Source organism: Pseudomonas sp. rhizo25 (assembly GCF_031931935.1).
GTDB classification, from domain to species: domain Bacteria; phylum Pseudomonadota; class Gammaproteobacteria; order Pseudomonadales; family Pseudomonadaceae; genus Aquipseudomonas; species Aquipseudomonas synxantha.
Map to the genome: position 1 here is coordinate 41767 of NZ_JAUJXA010000022.1, position 26724 is coordinate 68490.

General features: G+C 58.7%; 28 protein-coding genes and 1 pseudogene. 13 read left to right on the plus strand and 16 right to left on the minus strand.

Features of this window, described 5'->3' with window-relative positions; translation table 11 throughout:
- Positions 1-50 precede the first annotated feature (50 nt).
- Positions 51-845 carry a class II aldolase/adducin family protein gene (locus QZR30_RS26125; protein WP_046072256.1) on the plus strand — a complete coding sequence of 265 codons (795 nt, stop codon included), beginning with the start codon at positions 51-53 and terminating at the stop codon, positions 843-845.
- A 57-nt stretch (positions 846-902) separates the two neighbouring features.
- On the opposite strand, the gene QZR30_RS26130 is transcribed toward QZR30_RS26125, so the two are convergent.
- Together QZR30_RS26130 and QZR30_RS26135 are read right to left on the minus strand one after the other, a co-directional pair.
- Complete coding sequence (locus tag QZR30_RS26130; RefSeq protein WP_057022699.1) at positions 903-1985, minus strand: LLM class flavin-dependent oxidoreductase; 1083 nt, start codon at positions 1983-1985, stop codon at positions 903-905.
- Between the two features lie 165 nt (positions 1986-2150).
- Positions 2151-3005 (minus strand): AraC family transcriptional regulator, encoded by an 855-nt coding sequence (locus tag QZR30_RS26135; RefSeq protein WP_056846494.1) that lies wholly within the window; start codon positions 3003-3005, stop codon positions 2151-2153.
- A gap of 109 nt (positions 3006-3114) precedes the next feature.
- Between QZR30_RS26135 and QZR30_RS26140 the strand changes: the two genes are divergently transcribed.
- The 4 genes from QZR30_RS26140 to QZR30_RS26155 all read left to right on the plus strand — a co-directional run bounded on the left by QZR30_RS26140 (position 3115) and on the right by QZR30_RS26155 (position 5423).
- Positions 3115-3525 (plus strand): hypothetical protein, encoded by a 411-nt coding sequence (locus QZR30_RS26140; RefSeq protein WP_311904574.1) that lies wholly within the window; start codon positions 3115-3117, stop codon positions 3523-3525.
- A gap of 73 nt (positions 3526-3598) precedes the next feature.
- Positions 3599-3943 carry a hypothetical protein gene (locus tag QZR30_RS26145; protein WP_046072258.1) on the plus strand — a complete coding sequence of 115 codons (345 nt, stop codon included), beginning with the start codon at positions 3599-3601 and terminating at the stop codon, positions 3941-3943.
- Positions 3944-3999: 56 nt separating this feature from the next.
- Positions 4000-4908, plus strand: a complete 909-nt coding sequence (gene glsB, locus QZR30_RS26150) for a glutaminase B (RefSeq protein ID WP_046072259.1) — start codon at positions 4000-4002, stop codon at positions 4906-4908.
- A gap of 125 nt (positions 4909-5033) precedes the next feature.
- Positions 5034-5423, plus strand: a complete 390-nt coding sequence (locus QZR30_RS26155) for a hypothetical protein (RefSeq protein ID WP_311904576.1) — start codon at positions 5034-5036, stop codon at positions 5421-5423.
- Positions 5424-5496: 73 nt separating this feature from the next.
- Here QZR30_RS26155 and QZR30_RS26160 read toward each other — a convergent pair whose 3' ends face one another.
- The 8 genes and pseudogenes from QZR30_RS26160 to QZR30_RS26200 all read right to left on the minus strand — a co-directional run bounded on the left by QZR30_RS26160 (position 5497) and on the right by QZR30_RS26200 (position 11984).
- Positions 5497-5757: a phosphopantetheine-binding protein gene (locus QZR30_RS26160; protein ID WP_311904577.1), complete on the minus strand. Its 261-nt coding sequence runs from the start codon at positions 5755-5757 to the stop codon at positions 5497-5499.
- Between the two features lie 625 nt (positions 5758-6382).
- A complete protein-coding gene (locus QZR30_RS26165) occupies positions 6383-6757 on the minus strand; it encodes a hypothetical protein (RefSeq protein ID WP_311904578.1) in 375 nt (124 codons plus the stop codon).
- A 210-nt stretch (positions 6758-6967) separates the two neighbouring features.
- A pseudogene (locus QZR30_RS26170) lies at positions 6968-7206 on the minus strand (DUF6124 family protein).
- A 430-nt stretch (positions 7207-7636) separates the two neighbouring features.
- Complete coding sequence (mddA, locus tag QZR30_RS26180; RefSeq protein WP_442967609.1) at positions 7637-8401, minus strand: methanethiol S-methyltransferase; 765 nt, start codon at positions 8399-8401, stop codon at positions 7637-7639.
- A 121-nt stretch (positions 8402-8522) separates the two neighbouring features.
- Positions 8523-9791, minus strand: a complete 1269-nt coding sequence (locus QZR30_RS26185; RefSeq protein ID WP_056846478.1) for an NAD(P)/FAD-dependent oxidoreductase — start codon at positions 9789-9791, stop codon at positions 8523-8525.
- Entirely contained in the window at positions 9788-10540 is a 753-nt protein-coding gene (locus tag QZR30_RS26190) for an amino acid ABC transporter ATP-binding protein (protein WP_046072261.1), read from the minus strand. Before QZR30_RS26190 ends, QZR30_RS26185 begins: the two co-directional genes overlap by 4 nt.
- Positions 10537-11205 (minus strand): amino acid ABC transporter permease, encoded by a 669-nt coding sequence (locus QZR30_RS26195; RefSeq protein WP_046072262.1) that lies wholly within the window; start codon positions 11203-11205, stop codon positions 10537-10539. Before QZR30_RS26195 ends, QZR30_RS26190 begins: the two co-directional genes overlap by 4 nt.
- On the minus strand, positions 11202-11984 hold the full coding sequence (locus QZR30_RS26200; protein ID WP_311904580.1) for an ABC transporter substrate-binding protein: 783 nt from the start codon (positions 11982-11984) through the stop codon (positions 11202-11204). Before QZR30_RS26200 ends, QZR30_RS26195 begins: the two co-directional genes overlap by 4 nt.
- A 214-nt stretch (positions 11985-12198) precedes the next feature.
- Here QZR30_RS26200 and QZR30_RS26205 point away from each other — a divergent pair, with 214 nt between their 5' ends.
- Positions 12199-12978, plus strand: a complete 780-nt coding sequence (locus QZR30_RS26205; RefSeq protein ID WP_311904581.1) for an IclR family transcriptional regulator — start codon at positions 12199-12201, stop codon at positions 12976-12978.
- A 201-nt stretch (positions 12979-13179) separates the two neighbouring features.
- On the opposite strand, the gene QZR30_RS26210 is transcribed toward QZR30_RS26205, so the two are convergent.
- Positions 13180-14424 (minus strand): saccharopine dehydrogenase family protein, encoded by a 1245-nt coding sequence (locus QZR30_RS26210; RefSeq protein ID WP_274358385.1) that lies wholly within the window; start codon positions 14422-14424, stop codon positions 13180-13182.
- Between the two features lie 28 nt (positions 14425-14452).
- The gene (locus tag QZR30_RS26215; RefSeq protein WP_043050558.1) at positions 14453-15550 is read right to left on the minus strand and encodes a carboxynorspermidine decarboxylase; all 1098 of its coding nucleotides are present in this window, start codon (positions 15548-15550) and stop codon (positions 14453-14455) included.
- Positions 15551-15836: 286 nt separating this feature from the next.
- Here QZR30_RS26215 and metE point away from each other — a divergent pair, with 286 nt between their 5' ends.
- Positions 15837-18125 carry a 5-methyltetrahydropteroyltriglutamate--homocysteine S-methyltransferase gene (gene metE / locus QZR30_RS26220; protein WP_056846474.1) on the plus strand — a complete coding sequence of 763 codons (2289 nt, stop codon included), beginning with the start codon at positions 15837-15839 and terminating at the stop codon, positions 18123-18125.
- Positions 18126-18245: 120 nt separating this feature from the next.
- On the opposite strand, the gene QZR30_RS26225 is transcribed toward metE, so the two are convergent.
- Complete coding sequence (locus QZR30_RS26225) at positions 18246-19400, minus strand: DUF1624 domain-containing protein (RefSeq protein WP_056846473.1); 1155 nt, start codon at positions 19398-19400, stop codon at positions 18246-18248.
- 56 nt (positions 19401-19456) lie between these two features.
- On the opposite strand from QZR30_RS26225, the gene QZR30_RS26230 reads away from it, so the two are divergent.
- The 3 genes from QZR30_RS26230 (at position 19457) to yfcF (ending at position 22109) form a co-directional block, all read left to right on the plus strand.
- Entirely contained in the window at positions 19457-20011 is a 555-nt protein-coding gene (locus QZR30_RS26230; RefSeq protein ID WP_108240718.1) for a DUF924 family protein, read from the plus strand.
- A gap of 242 nt (positions 20012-20253) precedes the next feature.
- The gene (locus QZR30_RS26235) at positions 20254-21372 is read left to right on the plus strand and encodes an MFS transporter (protein WP_046072271.1); all 1119 of its coding nucleotides are present in this window, start codon (positions 20254-20256) and stop codon (positions 21370-21372) included.
- Positions 21373-21482: 110 nt separating this feature from the next.
- Complete coding sequence (gene yfcF, locus QZR30_RS26240; protein WP_046072272.1) at positions 21483-22109, plus strand: glutathione transferase; 627 nt, start codon at positions 21483-21485, stop codon at positions 22107-22109.
- Here yfcF and QZR30_RS26245 read toward each other — a convergent pair.
- Positions 22068-22352 (minus strand): hypothetical protein, encoded by a 285-nt coding sequence (locus QZR30_RS26245; protein ID WP_046072273.1) that lies wholly within the window; start codon positions 22350-22352, stop codon positions 22068-22070. The two genes, yfcF and QZR30_RS26245, sit on opposite strands and share 42 nt — an antisense overlap.
- A 137-nt stretch (positions 22353-22489) precedes the next feature.
- Between QZR30_RS26245 and QZR30_RS26250 the strand changes: the two genes are divergently transcribed.
- A complete protein-coding gene (locus tag QZR30_RS26250) occupies positions 22490-23134 on the plus strand; it encodes a hypothetical protein (RefSeq protein ID WP_046072274.1) in 645 nt (214 codons plus the stop codon).
- 45 nt (positions 23135-23179) lie between these two features.
- Positions 23180-23521 (plus strand): hypothetical protein, encoded by a 342-nt coding sequence (locus QZR30_RS26255; RefSeq protein ID WP_043050565.1) that lies wholly within the window; start codon positions 23180-23182, stop codon positions 23519-23521.
- 27 nt (positions 23522-23548) lie between these two features.
- Here QZR30_RS26255 and QZR30_RS26260 read toward each other — a convergent pair whose 3' ends face one another.
- Both QZR30_RS26260 and QZR30_RS26265 read right to left on the minus strand, forming a co-directional pair.
- Entirely contained in the window at positions 23549-24295 is a 747-nt protein-coding gene (locus QZR30_RS26260; RefSeq protein WP_043050566.1) for a creatininase family protein, read from the minus strand.
- 30 nt (positions 24296-24325) lie between these two features.
- Complete coding sequence (locus QZR30_RS26265; protein WP_046072276.1) at positions 24326-25054, minus strand: murein L,D-transpeptidase catalytic domain family protein; 729 nt, start codon at positions 25052-25054, stop codon at positions 24326-24328.
- A 40-nt stretch (positions 25055-25094) separates the two neighbouring features.
- On the opposite strand from QZR30_RS26265, the gene QZR30_RS26270 reads away from it, so the two are divergent.
- Positions 25095-26696, plus strand: coding sequence for a L,D-transpeptidase family protein (locus QZR30_RS26270; RefSeq protein ID WP_311904586.1), 1602 nt, complete (start codon positions 25095-25097; stop codon positions 26694-26696).
- The last annotated feature ends 28 nt before the right edge of the window (positions 26697-26724 follow it).

The window sequence follows — 26724 nt, forward strand, 5'->3', positions numbered from 1 at the left end:
CTTCCCCTAGGCTGGCCTTGAGTCCTTAAGGCCATCCAGGAAGTTTTGCCATGAGCAGCGTCACCTCGCTTTCCAGTGTTTCCAATACCGTCCGCCAGCGCGTCACGCCAGAGGAATGGGAGGTGCGCGTCAAACTGGCCGCCGCCTACCGCCTGGCGGCCTTGTACAAGTGGACTGACCATATCTATACGCACTTCTCGGCCCGTGTACCGGGGCCCGACGAGCATTTCCTGATCAACGCCTTCGGGTTGTTGTTCGATGAAATCAGCGCCTCCAACCTGGTCAAGGTCGACCTCGATGGCACCATCGTCGACGACCCCACTGGCCTGGGGATCAACTACGCCGGCTACGTGATCCACAGCGCCATCCACGGCGCGCGCCATGACCTGCAAGCGGTGCTGCACACCCATACCCGCGATGGTATTGCGGTGTCGGCGCAGAAGGACGGCTTGCTGCCGATTTCCCAGCACTCCATTGCGTTCTCCGGGCGCGTGGCCTACCACGGTTATGAGGGTGTGGCCCTGGACCTGGATGAGCGTGAGCGGCTGGTGGCAGACCTGGGCGACAAGAGCGTGATGATTCTGCGCAACCATGGCTTGTTGACGGCAGGCGTCAGCGTCGAGCACGCCTTCCAGCAACTGCAAAGCCTGGAGCGCGCCTGCAACATACAGATCGCCGCGCAGGCGGCGGGGAATGCCGAGTTGATCTTCCCGCCGGCAGAGGTGGTGGCCAAGGTCGAGGAGCAGGCCAAGGTGTTCAGCAATGGGCAAGGGCCCGGAGTGGCGCGGCATTGGAATGCGCTGGTGCGGCAGTTGGAGCGGACTGATACCGACTACAAAAACTGATCCTGAGTGCGCAGCAAATCAAATGTGGGAGGGGGCTTGCTCCCTCCCACATTGTTCTTAAGCCACTTGCTGGGCCTGCTCCCGCTCGGCAACCAACTGGCGGGTGAGGGGAATCAACTTCTTGCCATAGTCAATCGCATCATTGAGCGGGTCAAACCCACGAATCAGGAAGGTGGTAATTCCCAGGTCGTAGTAATCCAACAGCGCCTCTGCGACTTGCTCAGCAGTGCCCACCAACGACGTGGAATTGCCCTGCGCCCCGAGCAACCCGGCAATCCCGGTCCACAAACGCTTATCCAACCGCGACCCCTGAGCCGCCGCCGCCAGCAACCGTCGCGAGCCTTCATTCGGCGGCTCGCGGCGCACAAATCCATTCTTCTCGGCCAGCGCCGTGGCCTGCTGCAGAATCTGCTCGGCACGTTGCCACGCCAGTTCCTCGGTGTCGGCGAGGATCGGCCGCAACGACAGGCTGAAGCGAATCGTACGCCCATGCTTGGCCGCTTCGGCGCGCACCTGGGTCACCACCTCGCGCACCTGCTCATAGGTTTCGCCCCACAGCGCATACACATCCGCATGCTTGCCGGCCACGGCAATCGCCGCCGCTGAAGAGCCGCCAAAATACAGCGGGATATGCGGCTGTTGTGGCGACTTCACCGTGGAGTGCGCGCCTTGCACTTGGTAGTAAGTGCCGGTGAAGTCGAAGGGCTGCTCGCTGGTCCACTCCTGGCGCACCACGCTCAGGTACTCGTCGGTGCGCGCATACCGTTCGTCCTTACCGATATGGCTGCCATCGGCACGCAGTTCGTTGTCATCGCCGCCGGTGATGATGTGCACGGCAGTACGCCCACCGTTGAACACATCCAGCGTGGCGAACTGGCGTGCAGCCAATGTGGGCTGGGCAAAACCCGGGCGGTGGGCGATTAAAAACTGCAGCCTGGTGGTGACGCTGGCCGCATGGGCGGCGATCAGCGTGCTGTCCGGGCTGTTGGAGTGGAAGGCTATCAGGGCGCGGTCGAAGCCCGCCGTTTCATGGGCGCGGGCGACGCTTTCGACGTAGTCCGGTTGCAGGGTCGGGCCGCTGCGCGGGTGGATTTCCGAGGCGTGGTGGCCGCCGATATAGCCGATGAATTCAATGCTCATGGTCAGGTCCTTGTCGAGGTCGGTAAACAAGCCTCCACCGGGCAGGGGGTCGGTCCGTAGACGTGAAAGTAGGGCCAGCGGCCGAGCCTGTAAAATGCCGTTTGGTTCTAACCTAATTATTAAAATATAAAATGTTGATATTTATTCAATATCAGAAATTTGCATTTAGTCCGCGACCTCGCGCATCGCGATACCGGGTTGGGCGTCCTGACTCGTCGCACCCATGCGGTCCGCCAGGTAGCGCGCCGGCGGCTGGCCCATCGCCTTGCGAAACATGGTGATAAACCCGCTGGCATTTTCGTAACCCAGGTCCAGGGCCACGCTCTGCACACTTTCGCCGTTGGCCAGGCGTTGCAGCGAGAGGATCACGTGCAGTTGGCGGCGCCAGCGGCCGAAACTCAAACCGATCTGCTCCAGCAACAGGCGCGTCATGCTGCGCTCGCTCATGCCTATGCGCATGGCCCACTCGCCCAAGGTGGATTTGTCGCCGGGGTTGGCCAGTAAGCTATTGGCCAATCGCATCAAGCGTGGGTCTTGGGGCATCGGCAAATGCAAGGCCTCGATGGGGGCCTCGGCCAGCTCATCCAGCAAGGTCGCCACCAGCCGGCCCTGGGCACCGTCTTCGTCGTAGAGCGGGGGGAAACTGACCGCCTTGCCGATCAACGCGTGCAGTAATGGCGACACCGACAGGGTGCAACATTGGCGGGGCAGGGCGCTGGCAGCGCCGGGATCGATCAGCAGACAATACACATCGGCTTCCCCGGCCCCCCGCGCCGCGTGGATCACACCGCCGGGTATCCACAGTGCGCACTGTGGCGGCACGATCCAGATACCGGCCTCGATCACACAATGCACCACGCCGCGCAAGGTGTAGATCAGTTGCCCGTGCTGATGGTGGTGGGGGGTATGTTCCCAGCGCTCGGAAGTACTGGATGCGCCCACGGCAACTATCTGGCGCGGGATGGCAGCGGCATCGCGTACCCGGCTGGGGTCGTAGTGGTCGAGGCGGTGATGAACCATGGTGCTGGCTATCTTGGCTGGTTTGCGAAACATTCTGGCTATTATGTGCAATGCCGTCCAGCACCTTGGCGCTTATGATGAGAACCAATCTCATCCAAGGAGCTTTGCCATGCGACTCGACAGTTCAACTTTTCCTGTGGTGAAAATCGTTTTCGACGCGCCAAATCAGGGCGGCCCAGAGGATGCCTTTCTGCTTTTCGAACGCCTGCTGGCCCGCAAGCAGCCCTTCGTGCTGCTGCACGAGAAAGCCGTGGATGAAGACACTCACGCGCACTCCCATGAAGAACGCAAGCAGGCCTCGATCTGGATGAAGACGCACAAGGCGGCGTTACGCGCTTACGTCAGAGGCATGATCCAGGTCGAACCCAGCGCCGCCAAGCGCCTGGCCCTCAAGCCCTTTGCCGTGACATTCGGCAAGGCCTGGGGCTACCCGTTGCTGGTGGTGGAGTCCAAGGACCGCGCCTGGGCGCTGGCCCGGGATGTGCTGGATGAGCAGGTCTCGGATGTGGCGCATTTCTAAGCCTGGCCAACGCTCGACAGCGCCCACAATTGAACTACCTTGATTGACGAGCCTTCCCACTCGGTACTCAAGCATGCGCACGTTATGGACACGGTATCTGGCGTTGCTGGACAACGACCTGAGCACACAGATCTTCGACAACGTAAAGAATCTGCTGGTGTGCGCGCTGTTGTTCGCGGCGGGGACCAATACGCTGGTGGGGCAGCGTGAGTTGTTTATCGGGGTGTTCGCCTCCAACGTCGCCGGGTGGGGGCTGATTATCCTGTCGACGCTATTGATGTTGCTGAACGTCAGTGATGGCATTCGAAGGCTGGCCAAGTTGCGCTATCACTTGGCGCTGCAACTGTTGTTGATCCTGATGTACGTTGTGGTTGCCGAGCGGGTGGTAGAGATTGTGTGGGGCTTCCGCGCCCATTAACGTATCCTGCGCGCCTGGTTTTTTTACTGATTCAAACAAAGATGACAGGACAAGATATGCAGGCGCTGCTCGAGTCGATCCTCGACGAAGTGCGCCCCCTGATCGGCCTCGGCAAAGTGGCCGACTACATTCCCGCACTGGCCGATGTGCCTGCCGACCAACTCGGTATCGCGGTATACGGTAATGACGGCGCAGCTTATTGCGCCGGTGACGCCGACACCCTGTTCTCGGTGCAGAGCATCTCCAAGGTGTTCAGCCTGGTGCAGGCCATCGATCACGGCGGCGAGAGCATCTGGGAACGCCTGGGCCATGAACCGTCGGGGCAGCCGTTCAACTCCATGGTGCAACTGGAATTCGAACGCGGCCGCCCGCGCAACCCGTTTATCAATGCCGGCGCCCTGGTGATCTGCGACATCAACCAATCGCGCTTCGCCGTGCCGATCCTGTCGATGCGTGACTTTGTGCGGCGCCTGTCGGGCAACCCGCAGATCCTGGTCAACAGCCTGGTTGCCGAGTCCGAAGCCCAGCATGGCGCACGTAATGCGGCCATGGCCTACCTGATGAAATCCTTCGGCAACTTTCACAACGATGTGGACGCGGTGCTGCACAGCTACTTCAACTACTGCGCCTTGCAGATGAGCTGCCTGGACCTGGCCCGGGCGTTCAGTTTCCTGGCCAACGAAGGCGTGAGTGCCCACAGTGGCGAGCAGATTTTGACAGCGCGCCAGACCAAGCAGGTCAACTCGATCATGGCCACCAGCGGGCTGTATGACGAGGCGGGCAATTTTGCCTACCGCGTCGGGCTGCCGGGCAAGAGTGGGGTAGGTGGCGGGATCGTCGCGGTGGTGCCGGGGCAGTTCACGGTGTGCGTGTGGTCGCCGGAGTTGAATGCGGCGGGCAACTCGCTGGCGGGGATGAAGGCGTTGGAGTTGTTGAGTGAGCGGATTGGGTGGTCGGTGTTCTGAAGATATCAAGGAATCAAGCATTCCATTCAATGGATGATGGCATTATGATATCTAGGGTTGCTCAATTTGAGCGGTTTGGCATTCAAATTTCCGGCACAGATGTGCTGTTTCAAGGACGATAGCTTATGAATTCTAAATTTTTATATTTAATTAGTTTTATTTGTATTAATGCTTATGCGGAACGCGATGTAAAATCCCATGAAAACATAGGAGTGATTTCTCCTGCAAGAGGAGGGGGATATACCGTTTCTGTAAGCGATAATGAAGGTAAGGCGCACACAGGTGCAACGATGACAGCGTTTTCCCGAGGTGAGATTAATTTATACTTTTTTAGAATTCCGACAAGTGTGGGTGACGTCTATACCTTTAACGTTGATGGGTGTGGGTCGATGACGTTTGTACGGGCGAGAGGCGCAAAGTATGCGTTCCTCCAAAGTGATGATAAATTTCTTGCTTATCAAGAAACTTCGTGCCCGCCTCTAATCAGCTCTACCGATACCTGGCTAATAAAATAGTTTTGGGGTCAGGTAAGGAGCCGCTCCTGCTTAGAATGCAGGGGCGACTTTAAAGCTAGGCACGTCAAGAGGGTCAGAGAGCCTGCGTGGCTGCTGAAATATAGTCAATAAGTTGTTCTATAGTTCTTAACTGTTCTACCTCTACGTCCGGAATGTCTAATGAAAATTCATCTTCTATTGCCATGATTATTCCAATAGTACTCAGAGAGTCCAAGTCGAGACTAGAAGTCGATGACTGGAGCGAGACTTTATCTGTGACTTCTTTATGGTCTTCTATGACACTAATTACTCGTCTAGTGATGTCCTCTCTTGAGAGGTCATTGGCAGTGCTCATGGTTAGGTTCTCTATTGATAGGTTACGTTGAACATTAGTTATCATGTAATTAGGTGTCAAGTTTTTCGGTGGGTTCTTATAGACGAAATAAGAATATTTTTTCGTTTTTTATTGAGATAAGTTTCAATAAACTGTCATGTTTGGCAGTTGTAATTTTAGAAAAAGTTCCGAACACTAAAAAGTTGAGCTGGCGGCTTGTTGGGGTGGGCGCGACGGCACCAGGGTAGGCAGCTTCATTCAAGGCGACGACCTGAAAAAACCGTTGGAGAAGTCTGAGTGGTTACTAGGTTCCACGACCTCACTGTAGGAGCGAGCTTGCTCGCGAAAAACTCACTGGCCCCGCGTTCATCCAGACTACCTGCGTCATCGTTGACGATCTTCGCGAGCAAGCTCGCTCCTACAAGGAGGCTAACGGCGCCGCTTTCTGAGTTGCGGCACAATCATGCTCACTTCACGCTGTTACCGTCGATATTGCCCACCAAACCGGGCAAGAGCAGGTAGGCGGCGGGGGAACTCGCTGGCGGGGATGAAGGCGTTGGAATTGTCGAGTGAGCGGATTGGGTGGTCGGTGTTTTAACTGACATCGATCCCACGCAGCGCGTGAGATCGATCGCCAAGTGTCGAGTCAAGGTTCAAGTTGCACTTCGTCTGCCGTGGGGCGGGGTTTCGGTGTGTCGGACTCCTTAATAAACTCGGTTGGCTCTTTGACGGTACTTGTGGCGGGCGTAAAGTGAGCTACCCATTTCTTAAAGGAAGGCGCTTTGTCAACGAAGTCCGCCTCCCAGCGCCAAGAGCCTGCCTTGGTTCGGAATTCAAGTACGGTTTCTTGGCGATCATCGCTGAAAAAATTATAACTCCCTTTCACGGTCTCCCATACGTTAGTACGCGTGTCATGAAAGTCAGCGTTGAAGCTCCCCCCTGATTCGTTGAAGTTTTTAATAACCAGACGGTATACGTTTCCGACACCGCCATCATAATTGCCTTGAAGTGGGTAGGTCATGATAAGTTTCCTTTCGCTGTTTTTGCCCAAAGCATCACTTTGACGCGGCTATGATGACGGTTTTTTGTTCACTAATAGCCTGTGAGAGTTGACAGTTTTTTAGGCGATTTAGCGATAGCGCTTCAACTCATGGAGTGTTTACTGCGTCTGCATACACTGCCCTACGCAGTTTGATCGTTCCCATGCAGTGAACGCAGGAACGATCACTTTCTAGGCGACTGGATGGGCGGTATCCAAGACTTTGTCCACAAGCAACTGCACGCCTTCGAGCATTCGGCAGATGCCCAGCGCTACATTGCGTTGGGGGCCGTCGATTTCGAAAGCGAGTTGGGTGGCGATGTCGGTAATCGAGGCTAGGTCTTGGAGGCGTTGATCAGCAGAGTTTCCGTGCCGAGGTTGGGGCGCACGGTAAAGAGTTTTTCTGGGGGATTGGGAGTGTCTTTGATCATGTTGAAGGTCCTAAGATTAGTGGAACTGCCAACATTCGCGGTCAAGCAAAGAGGGTGGCAGCTGTACGCAGGTTGACCGACCGGCAATCAAAGGAAATCCGGCATACCCGAAGGTATCCCGCGTACAGCCGCCGCGACACGATACCTCAGACACAAAAAAACGCCTGAAATAGGTATCGGGGTGACAGTACTTCAATTAATCGGACGGTCAAATCCGGTCGCTGAATTGGCAGCGACGGCCAGAGGTTAGTCAGCGAAGTTCCGAGCGACAACCTGAAACAGCTGTGGGAAACGTCCGAGCCATACCCCCCCGTAGGAGCGAGCTTGCTCGCGAAAAACTTACTGGCCCTACGGTCATCCAGGTTACCCCCGTTATCGTTGACGATCTTCGCGAGCAAGCTCGCTCCTACAGTGGGTAGGCGGCAGTGGGTTAGCGACGGGGCCTGTTGAGGCGCGGCACAACCATGCCCACTTCACTCTGATAACGCCGATAGCGCTCGCCAAACAGCACCACCAAATCCCTTTCTTCGAAGCGGGCGCCTATGAACAGATAAACCGACATCCCCAGCGCAAACACCAGATGACCCACCGTCATATGTGGTGTTGCCCAGAACGCGATCAAAAACCCCAGGTACAGCGGGTGACGCACGATTTTGTAGAGCAACGGGGTCCTGAATATCGGTGCCTGCTGCGGCGTGTTGCGCCAACGATCAATCGCCTGCTTCAACCCGAACAGTTCGAAGTGGCTGATCAAGAAGGTTGCCAGCAAAACGATACCCCAGCCCATCCAGAACAGGCCGGTCAGGAGTGTCTTGGCCCACACGGCTTCAACCTCCCAGACGCTGTCGGGAATGGGTTGCCACAGCCAGAACATCACCCCGAGCACCAGGCTGCTGAGCAGTACATAGGTGGAGCGTTCAGCCGGCGCGGGAATGAATGTAGCCAGCCAGCGCTTGAAACCTTTGCGGGCCATTACCGTGTGCTGCACGCCGAATAAAATGATCAGTGCGCCGTTGATCAAGACGGCTGTGGGCCACGCAACCAATGGCCCATCGTTGATGTTTTTAGGCACCACCACACTGCCAACGAAACCGATCAAATATAAACAGGTAAACAAAAACGCCAAATAACAGCAGGTGCTGTACGCCAGCCCGATGACTCGGGCGGCGCGACTGTCTGGATTGTTCATAAACATGTCCCTTTCCATCGGCTCATCGCCCTGCAACTCAGCCAGCTCATCCTGAACTCCGATGCGTGAGCCTAGCGGGTATTGCTCGTGCGGTAACCTGTGAAAATTGACAGTGCTTGAAATGTGATCAACCGATATTGAGCCGATCCAACAAGCTGTACCAAGCCACCCCAGCGCCAATATAAAACCGCTGCAACCCATGCAACGGCAACCGCTGCAACGGCGTCACCGGGTAGGCAAACTCTGTATGGCTGTCGCACAGCCGCCCGGCCAGTTGCTGGCCCAGGCTGGTACACAGCGCGATCCCACGCCCATTGCAGCCCAGTGCCAAGGTCAGCCCCGGCGCCGGTTCGTGGACATGGGGCATGAAGTCCCGCGTGATCGCGATACGCCCGGCCCAGCGGTAGTCGAATTCCAGCGGTCCCAATTGCGGAAACAGCAGCGCCAATGAGCGCTCCAAGTGGGCAAAGTCGGCTGGTCCGGTGGGGTCATTGAACAGCCCGCGGCCACCCATCAGCAGACGCCCATAGGCGTCTTTACGAAGATACAGCAGCAACCTCTGTGCGGTAGACACGGTTTCCTGGCCCGGCAAGATGCTCTGGGCTGCGTGACCCTTCAATGGCTTGGTGGCGACGATAAAACTGTTGGCCGCCAGCACACTCTGAGCCATGCCGGGCCACAGGTTACTGCTGTAGCCATTGGTCGCCAGCACCACTTGATCGGCCGTGACCTGCGCGCCACCCGCTGTTTGCAACTGCCAAGCCGAACCCTGGCGCTGCAACCCTGTCACCGCGCTGTGGCCATGCACCCGCGCACCGGCCGCCAATGCCGCTGCGACCAAGCCACGGGCGTATGCCAAGGGTTGGATCGCGCCGGCACGCCCATCCAGCCAGCCGCCGGCAAACGCCGAGCTGCCCATGCGCGCCGCCACTGCACGGGCATCCAGATGTTGCACCGGCACACCGCGCCGAGCCCATTGGTCCGCCCGCGCATGCAGCCTGGTCACGCCTCTTTCGTTGTAAGACACCTGCATCCAACCCTTACGCACCGGGGCGCAATCGATGCCATGTCGCTCGATCAGCTTGAATACCAGGTCTGCCGAGCCCGACACCGTGGAGATCAGCGTCTCGGCGCGCTCCGGCCCGTACATCCTTACCAGTTGCTCCGGGTCATATTTGAGCGTGGGGTTGACCTGCCCACCGTTACGCCCCGATGCGCCCCAGCCTGGCTCATGGGCTTCCAGCACGCACACGTGCACGCCACGCTCGGCCAGGTGCAGCGCTGTCGACAAGCCGGTATAGCCAGCGCCGACAATCGCCACATCGACCTTCACTGACTCGTTCAACGCGGGCGTGGGCACTACTGACGGTGCAGTCGCCGACCACAACGACTTCATGACAGGCTCCGCGTGTTGCCGGTGGGGTGCAGCACGCGCCGCAGGAAGTCCTGGGTGCGCGCATGCTGTGGGTTGCCCAGCACCTGCTCGGCGGGGCCGCTTTCGACGATATAGCCGCCATGCAGGAAGCACACACGGTCGGCTACTTCACGGGCGAAGCCCATTTCGTGGGTGACCACGATCATGGTCATGCCTTCATCGGCGAGCGTGCGCATCACCGCCAGCACATCGCCGACCAGCTCCGGGTCGAGGGCCGAGGTGGGTTCGTCGAACAACATGGCCTCGGGTTTCATCGCCAGGGCGCGGGCGATGGCCACGCGTTGCTGTTGGCCGCCGGAGAGTTGTTCCGGGTAGGCGTCGGCCTTGGCGCTCAGGCCGACTTTCTCCAGCAGCACCAGGGCTTCCTCGCGCACTTGCCGCGGCGGCTCACCTTTGACGTACACCGGGCCTTCCATCACGTTTTCCAGCACGGTGCGGTGGGGGAACAGATTGAAACGCTGGAACACCATGCCCATGCGGCTGCGCAGGGTGTGCACGGTCTTGCTGGCGCGCTGCACAGTTTCACCGAACACCTTGATATGGCCACCGTCGTAGGCTTCCAGTGCATTGATGCAGCGCAGCAGGGTGGATTTGCCCGAGCCCGAGGGGCCGACCAGGCACACCACTTCGCCCTTGGCCACGTCGAGGTCGACGCCGTGCAGCACGCGGTGGTCGCCGTAGTGTTTTTGCAGCTGACGAATCTCGATCATGCTTTTTTCCTCCGGCCCAGGTACTGCTCCATGCGGCGCAGGCCATATACCAGCGGCAAGCTCATCAGCAGGTAGAGCAGGGCGACCAGGGTGTAGACGGTCATGTTCTGAAAGGTCGACGAGGCGATCAGCTGGCCCTGGCGGGTCATCTCCGCCACGGTGATGGTGGACACCAGGGACGAGTCCTTGAGCATCATCACCAAAGTGTTGCCGTAGGGCGGCAGGGCGATGCGAAATGCCTGGGGCAGGATCACCCGGCGCATCATCAGCATCGGGCGCATGCCCAGGGCCTCGGCGGCTTCACGCTGGCCCTGTTCGACGGCAATGATGCCGGTGCGGAAGTTCTCGGCCTGGTACGCCGAATAGGCGATGCCCATGCCAATTACTCCGGCGTAGAACGCGGTGAGGTGGATGCCCATGTCCGGCAGCACGAAGTAGATGTAGAACAGCTGCACGATGATCGGCAGGCCACGGATCACATTGATGATGGTACTGGCCGTCCACGACAACGCACGGATCGGCGACAGCTTGAGCAACGCCAGCACCAGGCCGATGGCGCTGCTGAGCAGGAACGACAACACCGTGATCTGGATTGTCACCCAGGCGCCTTGCAGCAGGATCGGCAGGAAGTCCTGGGCGTTTTGCAGGAACTCAGCCAGGTTCATGGGCGCGCCTGGGTATCCAGCCCCCATTTCTTGAGAATACTGTCCAGGATGCCATCGGCCTTGATGCTGGCGATGGCTTTGTTCAGGCGCTCCAGGGTTGCGACATCGCCCTTGCGCACCACCAGACAAACTTCGCCGACATTGGTGGGCTGGTAGTCAGACGCCAGTTTCACGCCTTTGAACAGCTTCTGGCGGATCTGGTAAGCCACCACCGGCTGGTCGCCGACGGCGGCCTTGATGCGGCCCAGGGACAGGTCGCGGATCATCTCGCCGATGGAGTCGTAGGTGCGGACTTCCTTGAAAATGCCCAGCTTGTTCAATTGGTCGTAGAAGATCGTCCCGGCTTGCACGCCGACCACCTGGTCTTTCAGCGGGGTGAGGTCGGGATATGCGCCATTGTCGTCGGCGCTGACGATCAGGCCTTCACCGTAGGCATACACCGGTGCGCTGAAGTCGACCACCTTGGTGCGTTCTTCGGTCTTGAGCATGCCGGCGGAAATAAAGTCCAGTTTGCCGGAAGTCAGCGAAGGGATCAGCGCGGCAAAGTTGGTCTGCTCGATCTGGCTGCTGAACCCACCGGCCTTGCCCACGGCTTCGGCCACGTCGACCATCACACCCTGAATGCTATTGCTCTTGATATCGAGGAAGGTAAACGGCGAACCACTGGCCGTTGCCCCGACTTTGTACGAGGACGCACTCTCTGCGTGCGCAACGCTGATACAAAGCGTGGCACACACACCGAAGGCAAGGCGGCGAAACAAGGGCGAAAGACTGTTCATCGGGTTGCTCCATAAGAAAAACAGAAGTCAGTTGCGCAAGCGACTGCTGATAAAACCGCAAGCTCTATGCCATTTTGAATCAGAAAAATCGTAAACGACCTAATAAAGTTTTATAAATGAACTTATCGTATCGATATGCGATATTTTGTGGTCATTTTACAGCTTTTAAGGTAGAAATATCGCCACGCCTGATTGACCAGCCCGCGAGTTCGCCATGCCCGAAGACCGCAATAGTTTGCACAACCAATCCCTGGAAAAAGGCCTGTCGGTGCTCAAGGCATTCAGCGCCCAACGCCGCAGCATGAGCCTTGCAGAGGCGGCCGAGGCTGCTGGCATGACCAAAAGCTCGGCCCAGCGCATGGTGTTTACCCTCGAAAGCCTGGGTTACCTTCGGAAACACTCGCGCACACGGCATTACCAACTCACACCTCGAGTGCTGGAGCTGGGGTTCAGTTACCTGGATGCGCATTCGCTGATTGAAGTGGCCAACCCGTTCTTGTCCGAGTTGACGCGGTTGACCGGTGAGACGTCGTGCCTGACCGAGCCGGCGGGCCATGACATGACTTACATTGCGCGGTTTGTCAGCGCCGGGTTTGTGCCGGTGCACATGCCGATCGGCTCGCGGGTGCCGATGTACTGCACCGCGTCGGGGCGGGCGTATTTGAGCGCCTTGCCGCAGGATGAAGCGCTGGCACTTATCCAGAACAGTCAGCGAGTGGCGCATACCAGCCATACCGTGACAGACGTCGACCAAATTCTGGAGTCGCTGCAGCAAGTACGTGAGCAGGGGTATGCGGTAAATGGCCAGGAACTGTTCCTGGGCGACATGACCATCGGCGCGCCTGTGCTGGGCGCCAACGGTCGACCGGTAGCGGCGGTGCATGTGGTGGCGCCCACTAGTCGCTGGAGCCAGGCGGCGGCTGAAAAGCAGCTTGCACCGGCGTTGTTGCAATGCTCAAGAGCGCTGAGCAACTCGGCGCGTAACCTGGAATAACAGGCAAAGCAGATCAAAATGTGGGAGGGGGCTTGCTCCCGATAGCGGTGGGTCAGTAAAGAACAGGCTGGCTGACACACAGCCATCGGGGGCGAGCTCCCTCCCACATTTGGCTCTCCAGCGTTCTGGGAATATCTAGAATACCCAAACAAAAAATGCGCCCGGTTGGGCGCATTTTTTTGTGTAGTCAGCTATCGCCTATCAGGCAATCGCATCCCAAGCGCGATCACCGTTCTCGTCCTTGATCCGGGTCGGCAGGCCCATCACATCCAGCGCTTTCAGGAACGGCTCAGCCGGCAGTTCCTCGACGTTGGCCATGTGCTTCACATCCCACTCGCCACGCGCAACCAGCAGCGCAGCAGCGACCGGTGGAACGCCTGCGGTGTAGGAGATGCCCTGGCTGTCGGTCTCGGCATACGCCTCTTCGTGATCAGCCACGTTGTAGATGAACATTTCCCGCGACTGGCCATCCTTGGTGCCTTTGACCAGGTCGCCGATGCAGGTCTTGCCGGTGTAGCCCGGGGCAAGCGAAGACGGGTCAGGCAGCACGGCCTTGACCACTTTCAACGGCACCACTTCCAGGCCTTCGGCGGTCTTGACTGGCTTCTCGGAGAGCAGGCCGAGGTTTTTCAGTACGGTGAACACGTTGATGTAGTGTTCGCCGAAGCTCATCCAGAAACGCACGTTGGGCACGTCGAGGTTTTTCGACAGCGAGTGCACTTCATCGTGGCCGGTGAGGTAGAGGTTCTGCGAGCCAACTACCGGCAGGTCGTCGGTGCGTTTGACTTCGAACATGGTGTTGCTGGTCCACTGGCTGTTCTGCCAGCTCCACACCTGCCCGGTGAATTCGCGGAAGTTGATTTCCGGATCGAAATTGGTGGCGAAGTATTTGCCATGGGAGCCGGCATTGACGTCGAGAATGTCGATCGAATCAATGCGGTCGAAATGCTGTTGCTGCGCCAGCGCGGCGTACGCGTTGACGACACCTGGGTCGAAGCCCACGCCAAGGATGGCGGTGATGTTCTTCTGTTTGCATTCTTCCAGGTGATTCCATTCGTAGTTGCCGTACCACGGCGGGGTCTCGCAGACCTTGCCCGGCTCTTCGTGGATGGCGGTGTCGAGGTAGGCCACGCCGGTATCGATGCAGGCGCGCAGTACCGACATGTTAAGGAACGCGGAACCGACGTTGATAACGATCTGTGACTCAGTTTCGCGGATCAAGGCTTTGGTCGCTTCCACGTCCAGGGCGTTCAGCGCAAAGGCTTGGATATCGGCGGGTACCTTGAGGCTACCCTTGGCCTTGACGCTGTCGATGATGGCCTGGCATTTGGAGATGTTGCGCGACGCGATAGCAATACGACCGAGTTCGTCGTTGTGCTGCGCGCACTTGTGGGCCACCACCTTGGCGACACCTCCTGCACCAATGATAAGAACGTTCTTTTTCAATTGCTTTATTTCTCCTATATCCGCCAGCTTAGGAAAGGCTGGACAGGTAGTCGTCGTAACCAAATTCACGAACCACCTCGACTGTACCGTCGAGTTGTTTCACTACGATGGACGGCATTTTCAGGCCGTTGAACCAATTTTTCTTGACCATGGTGTAGCCCGCGGTGTCGATGAATGACAGCCGATCGCCGATGGCCAGCGGACGATCGAATTGATACTCGCCGAAGATGTCCCCGGCCAGGCAGGATTTGCCGCACACCATGTAGGTGTGTTCACCCTCGCTTGGCGCCAGCTTGGCATTGAGGCGATAGATCAGCAGATCCAGCAGGTGGGCTTCGATGGAGCTGTCGACCACGGCAAGGTGCTTGCCGTTGTAGAGAGTGTCGAGCACGGTGACTTCCAGGGAGGCGCTGTTGGTGATCGCAGCTTCCCCCGGTTCCAGGTACACCTGCACGCCATACTTCTCGGAGAACGCCTTCAAGCGCGCGCAGAACGCGTCCAGCGCGTAGCCTTCACCGGTAAAGTGGATGCCGCCGCCGAGGCTGACCCACTTGACCTTGTGCAGCAGCTCACCGAAACGTTCCTCGATGGTGCCAAGCATTTTGTCGAACAGGCTGAAGTCGCCGTTCTCGCAGTTGTTGTGGAACATGAAGCCAGAGATCTGCTCGATCACGCCGTCGATCTTCACCGGGTCCCATTCGCCCAGGCGGCTGAACGGGCGCGCCGGGTCGGCCAGCAGGTAGTCGGAGCTGCTCACCTGCGGGTTCACGCGCAGGCCTCGGGTCTTGCCCTCGGAACGCTCGGCAAACCGCTGCAGTTGGCTGATGGAGTTGAAGATGATCTTGTCGCAGTTCTCAAGCATCTCTTCGATTTCATCATCGGCCCAGGCCACACTGTAGGCGTGCGCTTCACCTTCGAACTTCTGGCGGCCGAGCTTCAACTCGTACAGCGACGACGAGGTGGTGCCGTCCATGTATTGCTGCATCAGGTCGAACACCGACCAGGTGGCAAAGCACTTGAGTGCCAGCAGAGCCTTGGCGCCGGACTGCTCGCGCACGTAGGCAATCTTCTGCATGTTGACCAGAAGCTTCTGTTTATCGATGAGGTAATACGGCGTTTTGATCATTTTTGAGAGCCTGCGGCGGTGCCTGCCAAAAAAGGACACGCATTGTGCCCGCACTTGGAACAGATCGAAAGGTTAGCGGGCGGATTTTGCGCGCCGTGTTCAAGCATAGGGCCTGAGTGTGACCGTTCGTTGGGAGGAGGGCGGTACTACCCATCAAGTTAACGTTCGCGTATCGAAGCATGAACATGAGCAGATCTTGTGATGATCTATAGAATAATGAGTTTGTCTCATTATCACCCTCTGCCGACAATGGCTGCCATCAATAACGACATTGGAGCTTTAGGTCATGGCAGTCGCTCATTCCCTCGGATTTCCGCGCATTGGACGCGACCGTGAACTGAAAAAAGCGCAGGAAGCGTTCTGGAAAGGCGAGCTCGACGAGGCCGGCCTGCGTGCCGTGGGCCGTGACTTGCGCAAGACCCATTGGGAGCTGCAAAAACAGGCAGGCATCGAATTGCTGCCCGCCGGTGATTTCGCCTGGTACGACCAGGTGCTGACCCACTCGCTGATGTTCGGCGTGATCCCCGAGCGCTTCCGCCCGGCCGATGGCCAGGCCACCTTGCATACCCTGTTCGCCATGGCCCGTGGGGTCAGTGACAGCTGCTGCGGCGGTGCCCACGCCCAGGAGATGACCAAGTGGTTCGACACCAACTATCACTACCTGGTGCCAGAGTTCAGCGCCGACCAGCAGTTCCACCTGGGTTGGGACCAGTTGTTCGAAGAGGTCAAGCAAGCCCGTGACCTCGGCCACACCGTCAAGCCAGTCGTACTCGGCCCGCTGACCTACCTGTGGCTGGGCAAAGCCAAGGGTGGCGATTTCGACAAACTCGATCTGCTCGAGCGCCTGCTGCCGCTGTACGGCCAGATCTTCCAGCGCCTGGCGGACCTGGGCGTGGAGTGGGTGCAGATCGACGAGCCGATCCTGGTGCTCGATTTACCCCAGGAATGGAAGAACGCGTTTGAGCGTGCCTACAACCTGATCCAGCGTGACCCGCTGAAAAAACTGGTGGCGACCTACTTCGGTGGCCTGGAAGAGAACCTCGGATTGGCCGCCAACCTGCCAGTGGACGGCCTGCACATCGACCTGGTGCGAGCGCCGGACCAGTACCCGACTATCCTCGACCGCCTGCCGGCTTATAAAGTGTTGTCCCTGGGCGTAGTCAATGGCCGCAACGTTTGGCGCTGCGACCTGGAAAAAGCCTTGGCCACCTTGCAGCATGCCCACGAGAAATTGGGTGATCGCCTGTGGGTTGCGCCGTCCTGTTCGCTGCTGCACAGCCCTGTAGACCTTGGCCGTGAGGACCAGCTGGATGCCGAGCTGAAAAGCTGGCTGGCCTTTGCTGTTCAGAAGTGCGAAGAGGTGGCGGTGCTGGCCCAGGCTGTTGACCAGCCCGAAGCCCCCAACGTACTTGTCGCCCTGGCCGAAAGCCGAGCCGTACAGGTTGCCCGCGCTGCTTCGCCACGGATCCATAAGCCTGCCGTTCAAGCCCGTGTGGCCGCCATCACCGCCCAAGACAGCCAGCGTCAGTCGCCGTTTGCCCAACGCATTGCGAAACAGCGGGCCGGCCTGGACCTGCCGCTGTTCCCAACCACCACCATCGGTTCATTCCCGCAAACTGCGTCGATCCGCCTGGCACGCCAGTCTTACAAGGCCGGCAAGTTGAGCGAAGCCGAATACATCGAGGCCATGCACAGTGAGATCAAGCACGCCGTCGAGGTTCAGGAAAACCTCGGGCTGGACGTGCTGGTGCACGGTGAAGCCGAGCGTAACGACATGGTCGAGTACTTCGCCGAACAACTGGATGGCTACGCGTTCACCCGTTTCGGCTGGGTGCAGAGCTATGGTTCGCGCTGTGTGAAACCGGCGGTAATTGTGGGTGATCTGAGCCGCCCGAAGGCCATGACGGTGGAGTGGATCCGCTACGCCCAGGGCCTGACCGGCAAAGTGATGAAGGGCATGCTGACTGGCCCGGTGACGATGCTGATGTGGTCGTTCCCAAGGGAAGACGTGAGCCGCGAAGTGCAGGCCCGGCAACTGGCCCTGGCGATTCGTGACGAAGTGCTGGACCTGGAAGCGGCCGGGATCAAGATCGTGCAGATCGATGAGGCCGCGTTCCGTGAAGGCTTGCCGTTGCGCCAGGCGCAGTGGCAGCACTACCTTGACTGGGCCACCGAGGTGTTCCGCCTGTGCGCCTGTGGTGTGCGAGACGAAACCCAAATCCACACCCACATGTGCTACAGCGAGTTCAATGATGTAATCGAGTCCATCGCGGCAATGGACGCCGACGTGATTACCATCGAAACCTCGCGTTCGGACATGGAGCTGCTTGACGCATTCGAAGCCTTCGCTTACCCGAATGAAATCGGCCCGGGGGTGTATGACATTCACTCGCCACGGGTGCCGGATGCGTCGGAGATGGCCAACTTATTGCGCAAGGCCGCCAAGCGGATTCCGGCAGAGCGCTTGTGGGTCAACCCCGATTGCGGGTTGAAGACCCGGGGTTGGCCTGAGACCGAAGCGGCGCTTGTTCACATGGTCACTGCAGCCCGCCAACTGCGTGCCGAATTGGCCTGACACAGTCTATAAAATGTGGGAGGGGGCTTGCCCCCGATGACGGAGTTTCAGTACCAAATCCATTGGCTGATCCAACGCTATCGGGAGCAAGCCCCCTCCCACATTTTGAGCCGCGTCAGGTCAGAGATATTTGAGCCAGGCGATGTCGCGCCGACGCGCTTTGAGCCCGGCAAACCAGCGCACGGGCGGGTACAACGCCAGCGGCAGCAACAGCGCGGCCAGCCACACCGTGCCGATGCTGTCGAAGCCGAAATAATTGCCGTGGTTGAGCCCAAGCAACGCGGCACAGGCCACATACAGTATTTTCAGCACATACAGGTGCAACAGGTAGAAGAACATCGGCGCGGCGCCAAACACGGCCAGTACACCGATCCAGCGTTTATGTCCGGCACGTTCGAACGCCAGCAACACCAACAAACCGATGCCCAGCGTCAGTGCCAGGAACAACAGCGAAGGCGGGTACTTGGTGATGTTGAAGAAACTCATCAGTGTCTGCACGCCGCTGTCATACGCCTGCCAAGGCTTGTCGCCGTACCCGTTGAGCATTCGCAACAGCACAAACCCCACCAGCGCGCCGATTCCCGCCGTCAGCAAATAACGCTGGCGCCTGGCCGGCGGTGTGACATTGGCAAACCAGGGGCCGACGCCGTAGCCTAGGGCAATCACGCCGATCCACGGCAACACCGGGTAGGTCACGCGCAGCCGCAGGTTTTCAGACACCTGGATCCAACTGCGTTCATGCAGGATCGACCACAGCGCCTGCGACGTCGATCCCGGGGCCAAGTGCACTGCATCGAGCAAGTTATGCCCGGCAATGATCACCAGGGCCAAGCTGATCAGCAACGCACGCGGCAACCACACCAGGGCGGCGAGTGCGATCATGCTCACGCCGATTGCCCAGATCACCTGCATATAGATCACCGTGGGCGGCAACTGGAAGGTCCAGGCGAAGTTGACCAGGGTGAACTCCAGCACCACCAAAAACAGCCCGCGCTTGAACAGAAACGCCGACACGTCGCGCCGGCCCTGGTATTTCTGGCCATACAGCCAAGCCGACAAGCCGGTGAGCAGCACAAACACCGGCGCGCATAGATGGGCCAGGGTGCGGCTGACAAACAGCGCAGGCTCGGTGCTGTCGATGCTCATCGGGTCGCTGACCTGGCGATGCAACAGGAAGGTTTCGCGCACATGGTCCAGTAGCATGAACAGGATCACCAGGCCGCGCAGGGCGTCGATGGACTGCAGGCGTTGGCGTAAGGTAGTAGCGTCAGTCATAAGTGGGAATCACAAGCGGGCAAATAATTGACGTTATCCTATAACATTTGAGGCGCATGATGATCAGCATAAAGACGCAATCAGCCGAGGCCGTGATCGAATTCTGGAAACAGGCGGGGCCCAAGCGTTGGTTCGCCAAGGACGATGGCTTCGACACAACCTTTCGCGACACCTTCTATACCACCCATATGCAGGCCGCACGGCGCGAACTGGAAGATTGGCTGACCTGCGCCGACGGTGCGCTCGCGTTATTGATCCTGCTGGACCAGTACCCGCGTAACGCCTTTCGCGGCACCGCGCATATGTTCGCCACCGACCCGCTGGCACGCCTGTATGCACATCAGATGGTGGACGCCGGGCTGGATCAACAGATCGAACCCCAGTTGCGTGCGTTCTGTTATTTGCCGTTTGAACACTCGGAAGATCCGCAGGACCAGCAACGCTCGCTGACGCTCAACCAGCAGTTGGATGCCAATACCTACCACTGGGCCAAGGAACACGCCGTTATCATTGAGCGGTTCGGGCGCTTTCCTCATCGTAATGCGGTGTTGGGCAGGGCTACGACACCAGCGGAACAGGTTTTTTTGGGTGAGGGTGGGTTTGCGGGGTAAGGCGTAGGAGGGGGCGTGCTGAGCGCCTTCAGCTGATCCAACAGTGCGGTGCGTCGGTTAGCTTGGAGGAGACCTTAATCACTTGAAGAATTCGCCTACAAAGTTTTAGGTTAAATCCCATACTTCGCGTGCTTGTAAAGGTTTCTTGCGTGCTCAAACATCATTATCAGGACAACTGACCTGGGACGCATGACTTGCAGCCAAATGTGCGGATACTGATTTTAGCTTGCAGTACCACCGTAATGGCCCAGCTAGGCGTGACACTTTATCTGCCTGCCACGCCTTACATCGTTAATGCGCTCGGTATGAGTGCGGCTGAAGGCTACAACGCTTTGCTGATGTATTTAAGCGGTGCCGCAGTCCCATTGACTTTCACCGCTTACCTTATTCGGTTATTTGGTCGTTCGGCAGTTCTGTGGGTGTTCTGCTGCATGTTCTTTTGTGGAAGTTTTTTATCCGTGTGGGCTTATGACGATAAAAGCTTTTATTTTTCCAGGCTGCTGCAAGGCTTGGGCGGCGGCGGGGCGGCGTTGCTGGGACGCGCGTTGTTATCGCAGGTTTTCTCGGGAGCTCACTTGGCGAGGAATTTATCCCTTTTATCCTATTCATTTGTTTTTGCGTTGGTGGCGGGACAAGTCGCAAGCGGTTTTTTAGTTTCTTTTTATCGCTGGGAAGTGGTGGCAGTGGTCATGGCTTGCGGCTCAATCATCTCCGCTATCCTGGTACTGCCTGTAAGAGAGATTCTGTCTGCTCTGGATATCGATAGTCAGCAGCGAGTCAGACGTCCAAGGTATGCAGCTATGGTCAGTCATCCCAGCTTTTATTTGCCGGTCATACTAGGCGGGTGTGGTTATGGGGTGTTTGTTGTGTACCAAGGTGTAGGTGTCTACGTCTTTGACGCGCTATTGGAGTGGGATAGCGCGCAATACGGGATGTTTGGGGTATGGCTGGGGCTTGCCTATTTCGCCGGGGCGCTGTCTGTAAGGTATGCATTGAGGTCGGTTAGCATATCTGCACTTTCAATTATGGCCGGCGGTGTGCTGCTTTTTGCGGTGTCGATATTTTTGTTAACAACCTTAAAGCACTTGGATCGCAACTTTGTGTTCTTGGCATATCTAGCAGTCTGGTATGCCCAGGCAATGATCTACCCCTGTGTCGCGTCCATGGCGGTAAAAAAATACCCAGGTATTGAGGCAATGATGCTGTTTAGTTTCTTGCAACAGCTAGTTGCTCTGTTATTCGGAGCATTAGCCTCACTGCTCATCGCCGTTGGAATGCATGGCGTGGCATTACTAACCCTTGGTTTAGGCGCCTTGGGAGCGCTGGTGACAGTTTTACTGTCAAATAACAGTAGCAGCTAGGCATCGGGGCGGCTTTTGTATTCCCACCAGGAATGCCCCCATAAAAACCCGGCATTGTCCTTATCGACCCGAATCTCGTAGCTTAGAGGCTCATCCACCGGAGATAGCCCATGAGCCAACTGCGCCTCTACGTTGATTCGCTGTTCACCAGCCCCTACGCCATGTCGGTGTTCGTCGCGCTGCGGGAAAAAGGTTTGGCGTTCGAGACGGTTCCTCTGGATCTGGATGCTGGACAAAACCAGTCGGCAGATTACGCCCAACGCTCCCTGACCCAACGGGTACCCACTCTGGAACACGGTAATTTCACGCTGTCGGAATCTTCGGCAATCACTGAGTACCTGGACCAGGCGTACCCTCAGATCTGCGTTTACCCAACTGATCTGCAGCAGCGAGCGAGGGCGCGGCAGGTTCAGGCGTGGCTGCGCAGCGATTTGCTGCCGATTCGCCAGGAACGTTCGACGCTGGTGGTGTTCTACGGGCAGAAGATGCCGCCTTTATCGCCGGTGGCTCAGGCCGCTGCGGGCAAGTTGATCACTGCTGCTCAGGCACTTCTGGCAGGCAACCCTAAGTATTTGTTTGGCGAATGGTCGATTGCCGATGTGGACCTGGCGGTGATGCTTAATCGCCTGGTCCTCAACGGCGACGCTGTACCGACCGAGCTGGTGGTGTACGCGCAGCGCCAGTGGCAACGGCCGTCAGTGCAGGAGTGGGTCAACCTGCAACGGCCGGTGCTCTAGCTGCCACTCTTCCTCGACACGTCGGTCGAGCTCCTCCCAGTGGGCCATGCCCAGCACCCGTGTGGTGTTCAAGCCCCGCAGGTAGCCGCGTAGTTGTTGGGCGCTAGCCGAGCGTTGTTCAGCATCGGCGCTTGGGTCCAGCAGCACGTTTTCATAATCGACCAGGTAATCGGCGACCCGCTCGCGAAACTCCGGCAGTACGGCTTCGCGGATGCGGTCGAAGGTTTTCTGGTAGGGCTTCATGGCGGGGTCCTTATAGATTTTATCGGCTGCCTGACACTATCGGTTCAAATGATAGTCACCATCAAGGATCACAAGTTCTGTTTTTTCGCCAATCGCGCAGAATCTGCACATCGAAACGCGGCTCAAGGAAATGCGCGATGAGGACAATTATCCAGTTTGCACTAATGGCCCTGATGCTGGGCACGGCGGCCATGACCACCCCGGCGATTGCCGATGAACTGCGTACAGGCCATTTGCTGCCACTTGCCGCTAGCGTAGACTCCCTGCAGCGCGCCCAGTCAGTGGGAGTGTTGTTCAGCGAAAACACTCGCGAGAACCTCAATTACCTTGAGCGCTACCACGCCATGGCGCTGAACGGCGCCAAGGACGCGTTGGATGGGCGGATTCGCGAGGCGTTCGTCAACAGCTCCGATCCGGAACTGGCCATCGACTGGTTGATGAATTCGCTACAGGGCACTTTTGTCTCGGTGACGGTCTACAGCAGCCTGGATGCTCTGGTGCGGGCACATCCGGACGTGGTGGTGGTGCTCGATGCCCATAACCAATTGCTGACCCAGCGTAACGACCGGGTCGAGGCGCGCTTTGCCGCACGCTTCTATGACGCGAACCTGCAGTACATCGCCAAGGCTGAGGGCTCGGTGGGCAAGCAAGTACCGTCGGTGTGGGTGCACGACAAGGCGGCGCCTGAAATTGCCGCGCTGATCGAGCAACAACGCGATGTCCAGCAAGACGCCCTGAAGCAGTTCGATGTGTCGCTCAAGGCCCTGGTTCGCGCAGGTTGACCCGCGAATGGATGTAAATTCTATTGGTTATTTTCAGGAATCTGTATGCGCTCTTTTTTTGCCCCGGCCCTGGCCTTCGCTGCTTTGTCGCTGACCGGATGTATCACTGCCCCGAATGCTCCCTCACTGACCCTGCAAACCGCCAAGACCCCTGAAGGCTATGTGCAGTGCGTATTGCCCAAGCTGGAAAAACACGGCATCACCTCGACCGTGACGCAGAACTCGCGCCACGCCAAGGTGTTGTTGACCAGCAAGATTGCTGCCGATGATGTGCTGGAGGCCTACAAGTCCCAGGACGGCACCAAGGTGTTCCTATATGAGCGCAAACCGCTGGCCTCGGCGATCAAGCCGTCGCGGCTTGAGCAGGCGGCCCAGGACTGCAAGTAAGCCCCCACATTTGGACCAGCATTCGGCTCAGGGTTTGGCTTCGTTACTGAAACTATCGACCGTTTTGATCAACCCCTGCGCCGCCAACGCTACCAGCTCGCCGCCTTTCTCCACCGTTGCCAGCGCCGGGTCCGAGCCCATGCGCCCATCGGGGAAGCGCGCGCGGAAGTCCAGGGCTTCGCGGATCGGGCCGGTGTTGGCAATTTGCGGCGAGTACTCGGCCGACTTGATCGACTGCGGGTACGCCCACTGTGTCACCGCAATCTCCGACGGCGTGGCGTGGCTGCCGTGGCCGACCGGGAATTGGCGGTGGGCCAGGTCCGTTACGCCTTCCAGGTCCCACCAATTAACCAGCTTCAGTGCGAACCCAGCCGGGCGGCGGGCGAAGCTGGCTTCGGCGTACAGCTCGGAAAACGCTGCTTCGATTGTGGCGATATTGCCGCCGTGGCCGTTCAAAAACAGGATCTTCTCGAAACCATGCCCGGCCAGCGAGCGTACCCAGTCGCCAATCGCGGCGATAAAGGTGGAAGGGCGTAGGGAGATGGTGCCGGGGAAGCCCAGGTGATGTTGGGCCATGCCGATATTGAAGGTCGGGCCGATGAGGATGTCGGCATTTTTTTGCGCCTCGTGGGCGATGATCTCCGGGCACATCCAGTCAGTGCCCAGCAGGCCGGTGGGGCCGTGTTGTTCGTTGGAGCCGATGGGAATCACCACCGTGCGACTGCGTTCCAGAAACTGCCCGATTTCGATCCAGGTGGAGGTGTGTAGAAGCATGCGACGCTCTCTTTTATCTGTGGGGACAGGCTATCCGCCACGGATTGTACGACTACTCGCCACCTGTTGGGGTTTGCAATTGAGGTAGGTCGAGGACTTCAACCAGCGCTGGTCCGGGTACCAGGAGAACATGAACTGCCCACCCTTGAGCTTGTCCACTACCTGGCGCGCCACCTGTGGGCGCACCGCCGGGCAACCCTGGCTGCGGCCGATGCGGCCCTCGCGCTTGCTCCACAAGGGGCTGACGTAGTCGGCGGCATGGATCACGATGGCACGGTCGCGCGCCAGGTCATTGAAGCCGGGTTCCAGGCCATCCATGCGCAGCGAGTAGCCGTGGGTGCCGAGGTAGCTTTCCTGGGTGCGGAACAAGCCGAGGCTGGACTGGTGGCTGCCCTCGAGGTTGGAGAACTGGGTGGCGAAGTTTTCCCCGGACTTGGCTCCATGGGCCACCAGGTCACGCAGCACCAGGGTCTGTTTGCGCAAATCGAAGATCCAAAGCCGACGAGCGGTCGAGGGCTGGGAGTAGTCAATAACCGCTAGGCGATCGGAACGTTCCTCGCCGTTATTGACCGCGCACTGCACCGCGCTCAAGGCGCTTTTCAGCACGGCGGGATTGAGTTCTGGAGCCGAGCGCGCCAGGCTGCTATACAAGGAAGGAGGGGGGCCATTGGCGGCGAGCGCAACATTGCTCAGTAAAGCCAGGCTCCCGGTCATCAAGCCCACGGTGGTTATTCCGAGGCGGCGCATAAAAGTCAGCATCTACAGTCGATCCCCAGGCTGTGGAGTGGAGCTCAGTCAATTGTTCAAAAAACACGCATGTTACTTGAGCATTTGCCTGCTCGTTGCACCATTGGTCGCCATGGCCGATGCACCGCCGCTGGAGCCGTTGCCGGTGACCACGCCGGCGCCGGTCGACCTGGCGCCCGTGCAACAGGCTTTGGCGCAATTGCCCAGCGTCTGCCCCCAGTTAGCCCCGCGGATCGACGCCACCGCGTTGGTGCGCCTGCAAGCCTTTTACCAACAGCAGGGCAATGCGTCGCTGTGGTCGGCCGACGAGCCCCGCAAAGCCTTGCAAACCCAGCTGCTGATGCTCGCTGACGACGGCCTGGATCCCACCCACTATAGCTTGCCCACGGTGGATGCCACGGCTAACGTGCTGTGCAGCGATATCGCGACTAGCCAGCAGTACCTGCAGGCCCTGCACGATTTGCATTACGGGCGCCTGCTGCAATCGCGCTATGAACCGCTGTGGCATTCTCAACCGCCCACAACAGACCCGAACACTCCAGTATTGGCATTTGCCGCTACCGGCTTGCAGGACATGGTCAAGGCGTTCGACCAGGCGCGCCCCAGTGCGGATTTGTATCGCAGCCTGCGCAACGCCTATTCCAACGTGCGCCAACAGCCTTTACCGCACTGGGACGCGGTGGGCAGTGGCCCGTTATTACGCCCCGGCATGGAAGATCCGCGCGTGCCGGAACTGGCGCGGCGCCTGCACAGTGGCGGTTACCTGGCCAAGTTGCCCGGCGGCAATGGCAAGCAATACCAGGGCGAATTGGTCAAGGCGGTGAAGGCGTTCCAGCTCAGCCACTCCTTGCAAGCCGACGGAGTGATCGGTGCGGGCACCGTGGCCGAGCTCAATATCAGCCCGGCGGTGCGCCGCGAACAACTGCGCATCAACCTGGAGCGTTTCCGCTGGCTGGCCCAGGACCTTGAGCCCGAAGGCGTCGTGGTCAATGTGGCCGCCGCGCAACTGAGCGTGTACCAGAGCGGCATCCCGGTGTGGCAAACCCGCCTGCAGGTCGGGCGCGCCGAACGCCAGACGCCGTTGCTCAAGTCGCGCATCACACGGTTGACCCTCAACCCCACCTGGACCATCCCGCCGACCATCATGCGCGAGGACAAGCTCCCGGCCATCCGTCTCAACCCTGAATACCTGCGCCAGCAAAACCTGCAGGTGCTCGACGCCGAAGGCCACCCGCTGGCGCCCGAGCAGGTTGACTGGGCGCGCCCAGGCAACATCTTGCTGCGCCAGCAGGCCGGCCCGCGTAACCCGTTGGGCAAGATCGTGATGCGTTTCCCCAACCCGTATTCTGTGTACCTGCACGACACCCCCAGCCAGCCGCTGTTTACCAAGGGGCCGCGGGCGTTCAGTTCCGGCTGTGTGCGGGTCGAGCAGCCGCTGCTGTTGCGCGACCTGCTGGTGACCCCGGCAGAACGCACCCGCACTGATGAATTGCTGGCCACTGGCGTCACCCATGAATTCAGGCTGGCAACGCCAGTGCCGGTGTTGTTGGGGTATTGGACCGTGGAGGTGGATCGCCAGGGGAGCCTGGTCTACGCGCCGGATATCTATGCATTTGATCCGGTGTTGATCAAGGCCATGGGGAGTCTGCTGTAGCGCTCAATGCCTCGGTCCCCCTGTGGGA

Excerpts from the sequence above, each read along its gene's own strand:
- QZR30_RS26215 (WP_043050558.1), bottom strand. The coding sequence starts at position 15,550 with ATGATCAAAACGCCGTATTACCTCATCGATAAACAGAAGCTTCTGGTC.
- QZR30_RS26205 (WP_311904581.1), top strand. The coding sequence starts at position 12,199 with ATGCCCGAAGACCGCAATAGTTTGCACAACCAATCCCTGGAAAAAGGC.
- QZR30_RS26255 (WP_043050565.1), top strand. The coding sequence starts at position 23,180 with ATGCGCTCTTTTTTTGCCCCGGCCCTGGCCTTCGCTGCTTTGTCGCTG.
- QZR30_RS26235 (WP_046072271.1), top strand. The coding sequence starts at position 20,254 with ATGGCCCAGCTAGGCGTGACACTTTATCTGCCTGCCACGCCTTACATC.
- QZR30_RS26265 (WP_046072276.1), bottom strand. The coding sequence starts at position 25,054 with ATGCTGACTTTTATGCGCCGCCTCGGAATAACCACCGTGGGCTTGATG.
- QZR30_RS26135 (WP_056846494.1), bottom strand. The coding sequence starts at position 3,005 with ATGGTTCATCACCGCCTCGACCACTACGACCCCAGCCGGGTACGCGAT.
- yfcF (WP_046072272.1), top strand. The coding sequence starts at position 21,483 with ATGAGCCAACTGCGCCTCTACGTTGATTCGCTGTTCACCAGCCCCTAC.
- QZR30_RS26225 (WP_056846473.1), bottom strand. The coding sequence starts at position 19,400 with ATGACTGACGCTACTACCTTACGCCAACGCCTGCAGTCCATCGACGCC.
- QZR30_RS26260 (WP_043050566.1), bottom strand. The coding sequence starts at position 24,295 with ATGCTTCTACACACCTCCACCTGGATCGAAATCGGGCAGTTTCTGGAA.
- QZR30_RS26185 (WP_056846478.1), bottom strand. The coding sequence starts at position 9,791 with ATGAAGTCGTTGTGGTCGGCGACTGCACCGTCAGTAGTGCCCACGCCC.
- metE (WP_056846474.1), top strand. The coding sequence starts at position 15,837 with ATGGCAGTCGCTCATTCCCTCGGATTTCCGCGCATTGGACGCGACCGT.
- QZR30_RS26250 (WP_046072274.1), top strand. The coding sequence starts at position 22,490 with ATGAGGACAATTATCCAGTTTGCACTAATGGCCCTGATGCTGGGCACG.
- glsB (WP_046072259.1), top strand. The coding sequence starts at position 4,000 with ATGCAGGCGCTGCTCGAGTCGATCCTCGACGAAGTGCGCCCCCTGATC.
- QZR30_RS26160 (WP_311904577.1), bottom strand. The coding sequence starts at position 5,757 with ATGAGCACTGCCAATGACCTCTCAAGAGAGGACATCACTAGACGAGTA.
- QZR30_RS26200 (WP_311904580.1), bottom strand. The coding sequence starts at position 11,984 with ATGAACAGTCTTTCGCCCTTGTTTCGCCGCCTTGCCTTCGGTGTGTGT.
- mddA (WP_442967609.1), bottom strand. The coding sequence starts at position 8,401 with ATGTTTATGAACAATCCAGACAGTCGCGCCGCCCGAGTCATCGGGCTG.
- QZR30_RS26245 (WP_046072273.1), bottom strand. The coding sequence starts at position 22,352 with ATGAAGCCCTACCAGAAAACCTTCGACCGCATCCGCGAAGCCGTACTG.
- QZR30_RS26195 (WP_046072262.1), bottom strand. The coding sequence starts at position 11,205 with ATGAACCTGGCTGAGTTCCTGCAAAACGCCCAGGACTTCCTGCCGATC.
- QZR30_RS26190 (WP_046072261.1), bottom strand. The coding sequence starts at position 10,540 with ATGATCGAGATTCGTCAGCTGCAAAAACACTACGGCGACCACCGCGTG.
- QZR30_RS26130 (WP_057022699.1), bottom strand. The coding sequence starts at position 1,985 with ATGAGCATTGAATTCATCGGCTATATCGGCGGCCACCACGCCTCGGAA.
- QZR30_RS26165 (WP_311904578.1), bottom strand. The coding sequence starts at position 6,757 with ATGACCTACCCACTTCAAGGCAATTATGATGGCGGTGTCGGAAACGTA.
- QZR30_RS26155 (WP_311904576.1), top strand. The coding sequence starts at position 5,034 with ATGAATTCTAAATTTTTATATTTAATTAGTTTTATTTGTATTAATGCT.
- QZR30_RS26230 (WP_108240718.1), top strand. The coding sequence starts at position 19,457 with ATGATGATCAGCATAAAGACGCAATCAGCCGAGGCCGTGATCGAATTC.
- QZR30_RS26140 (WP_311904574.1), top strand. The coding sequence starts at position 3,115 with ATGCGACTCGACAGTTCAACTTTTCCTGTGGTGAAAATCGTTTTCGAC.
- QZR30_RS26125 (WP_046072256.1), top strand. The coding sequence starts at position 51 with ATGAGCAGCGTCACCTCGCTTTCCAGTGTTTCCAATACCGTCCGCCAG.
- QZR30_RS26145 (WP_046072258.1), top strand. The coding sequence starts at position 3,599 with ATGCGCACGTTATGGACACGGTATCTGGCGTTGCTGGACAACGACCTG.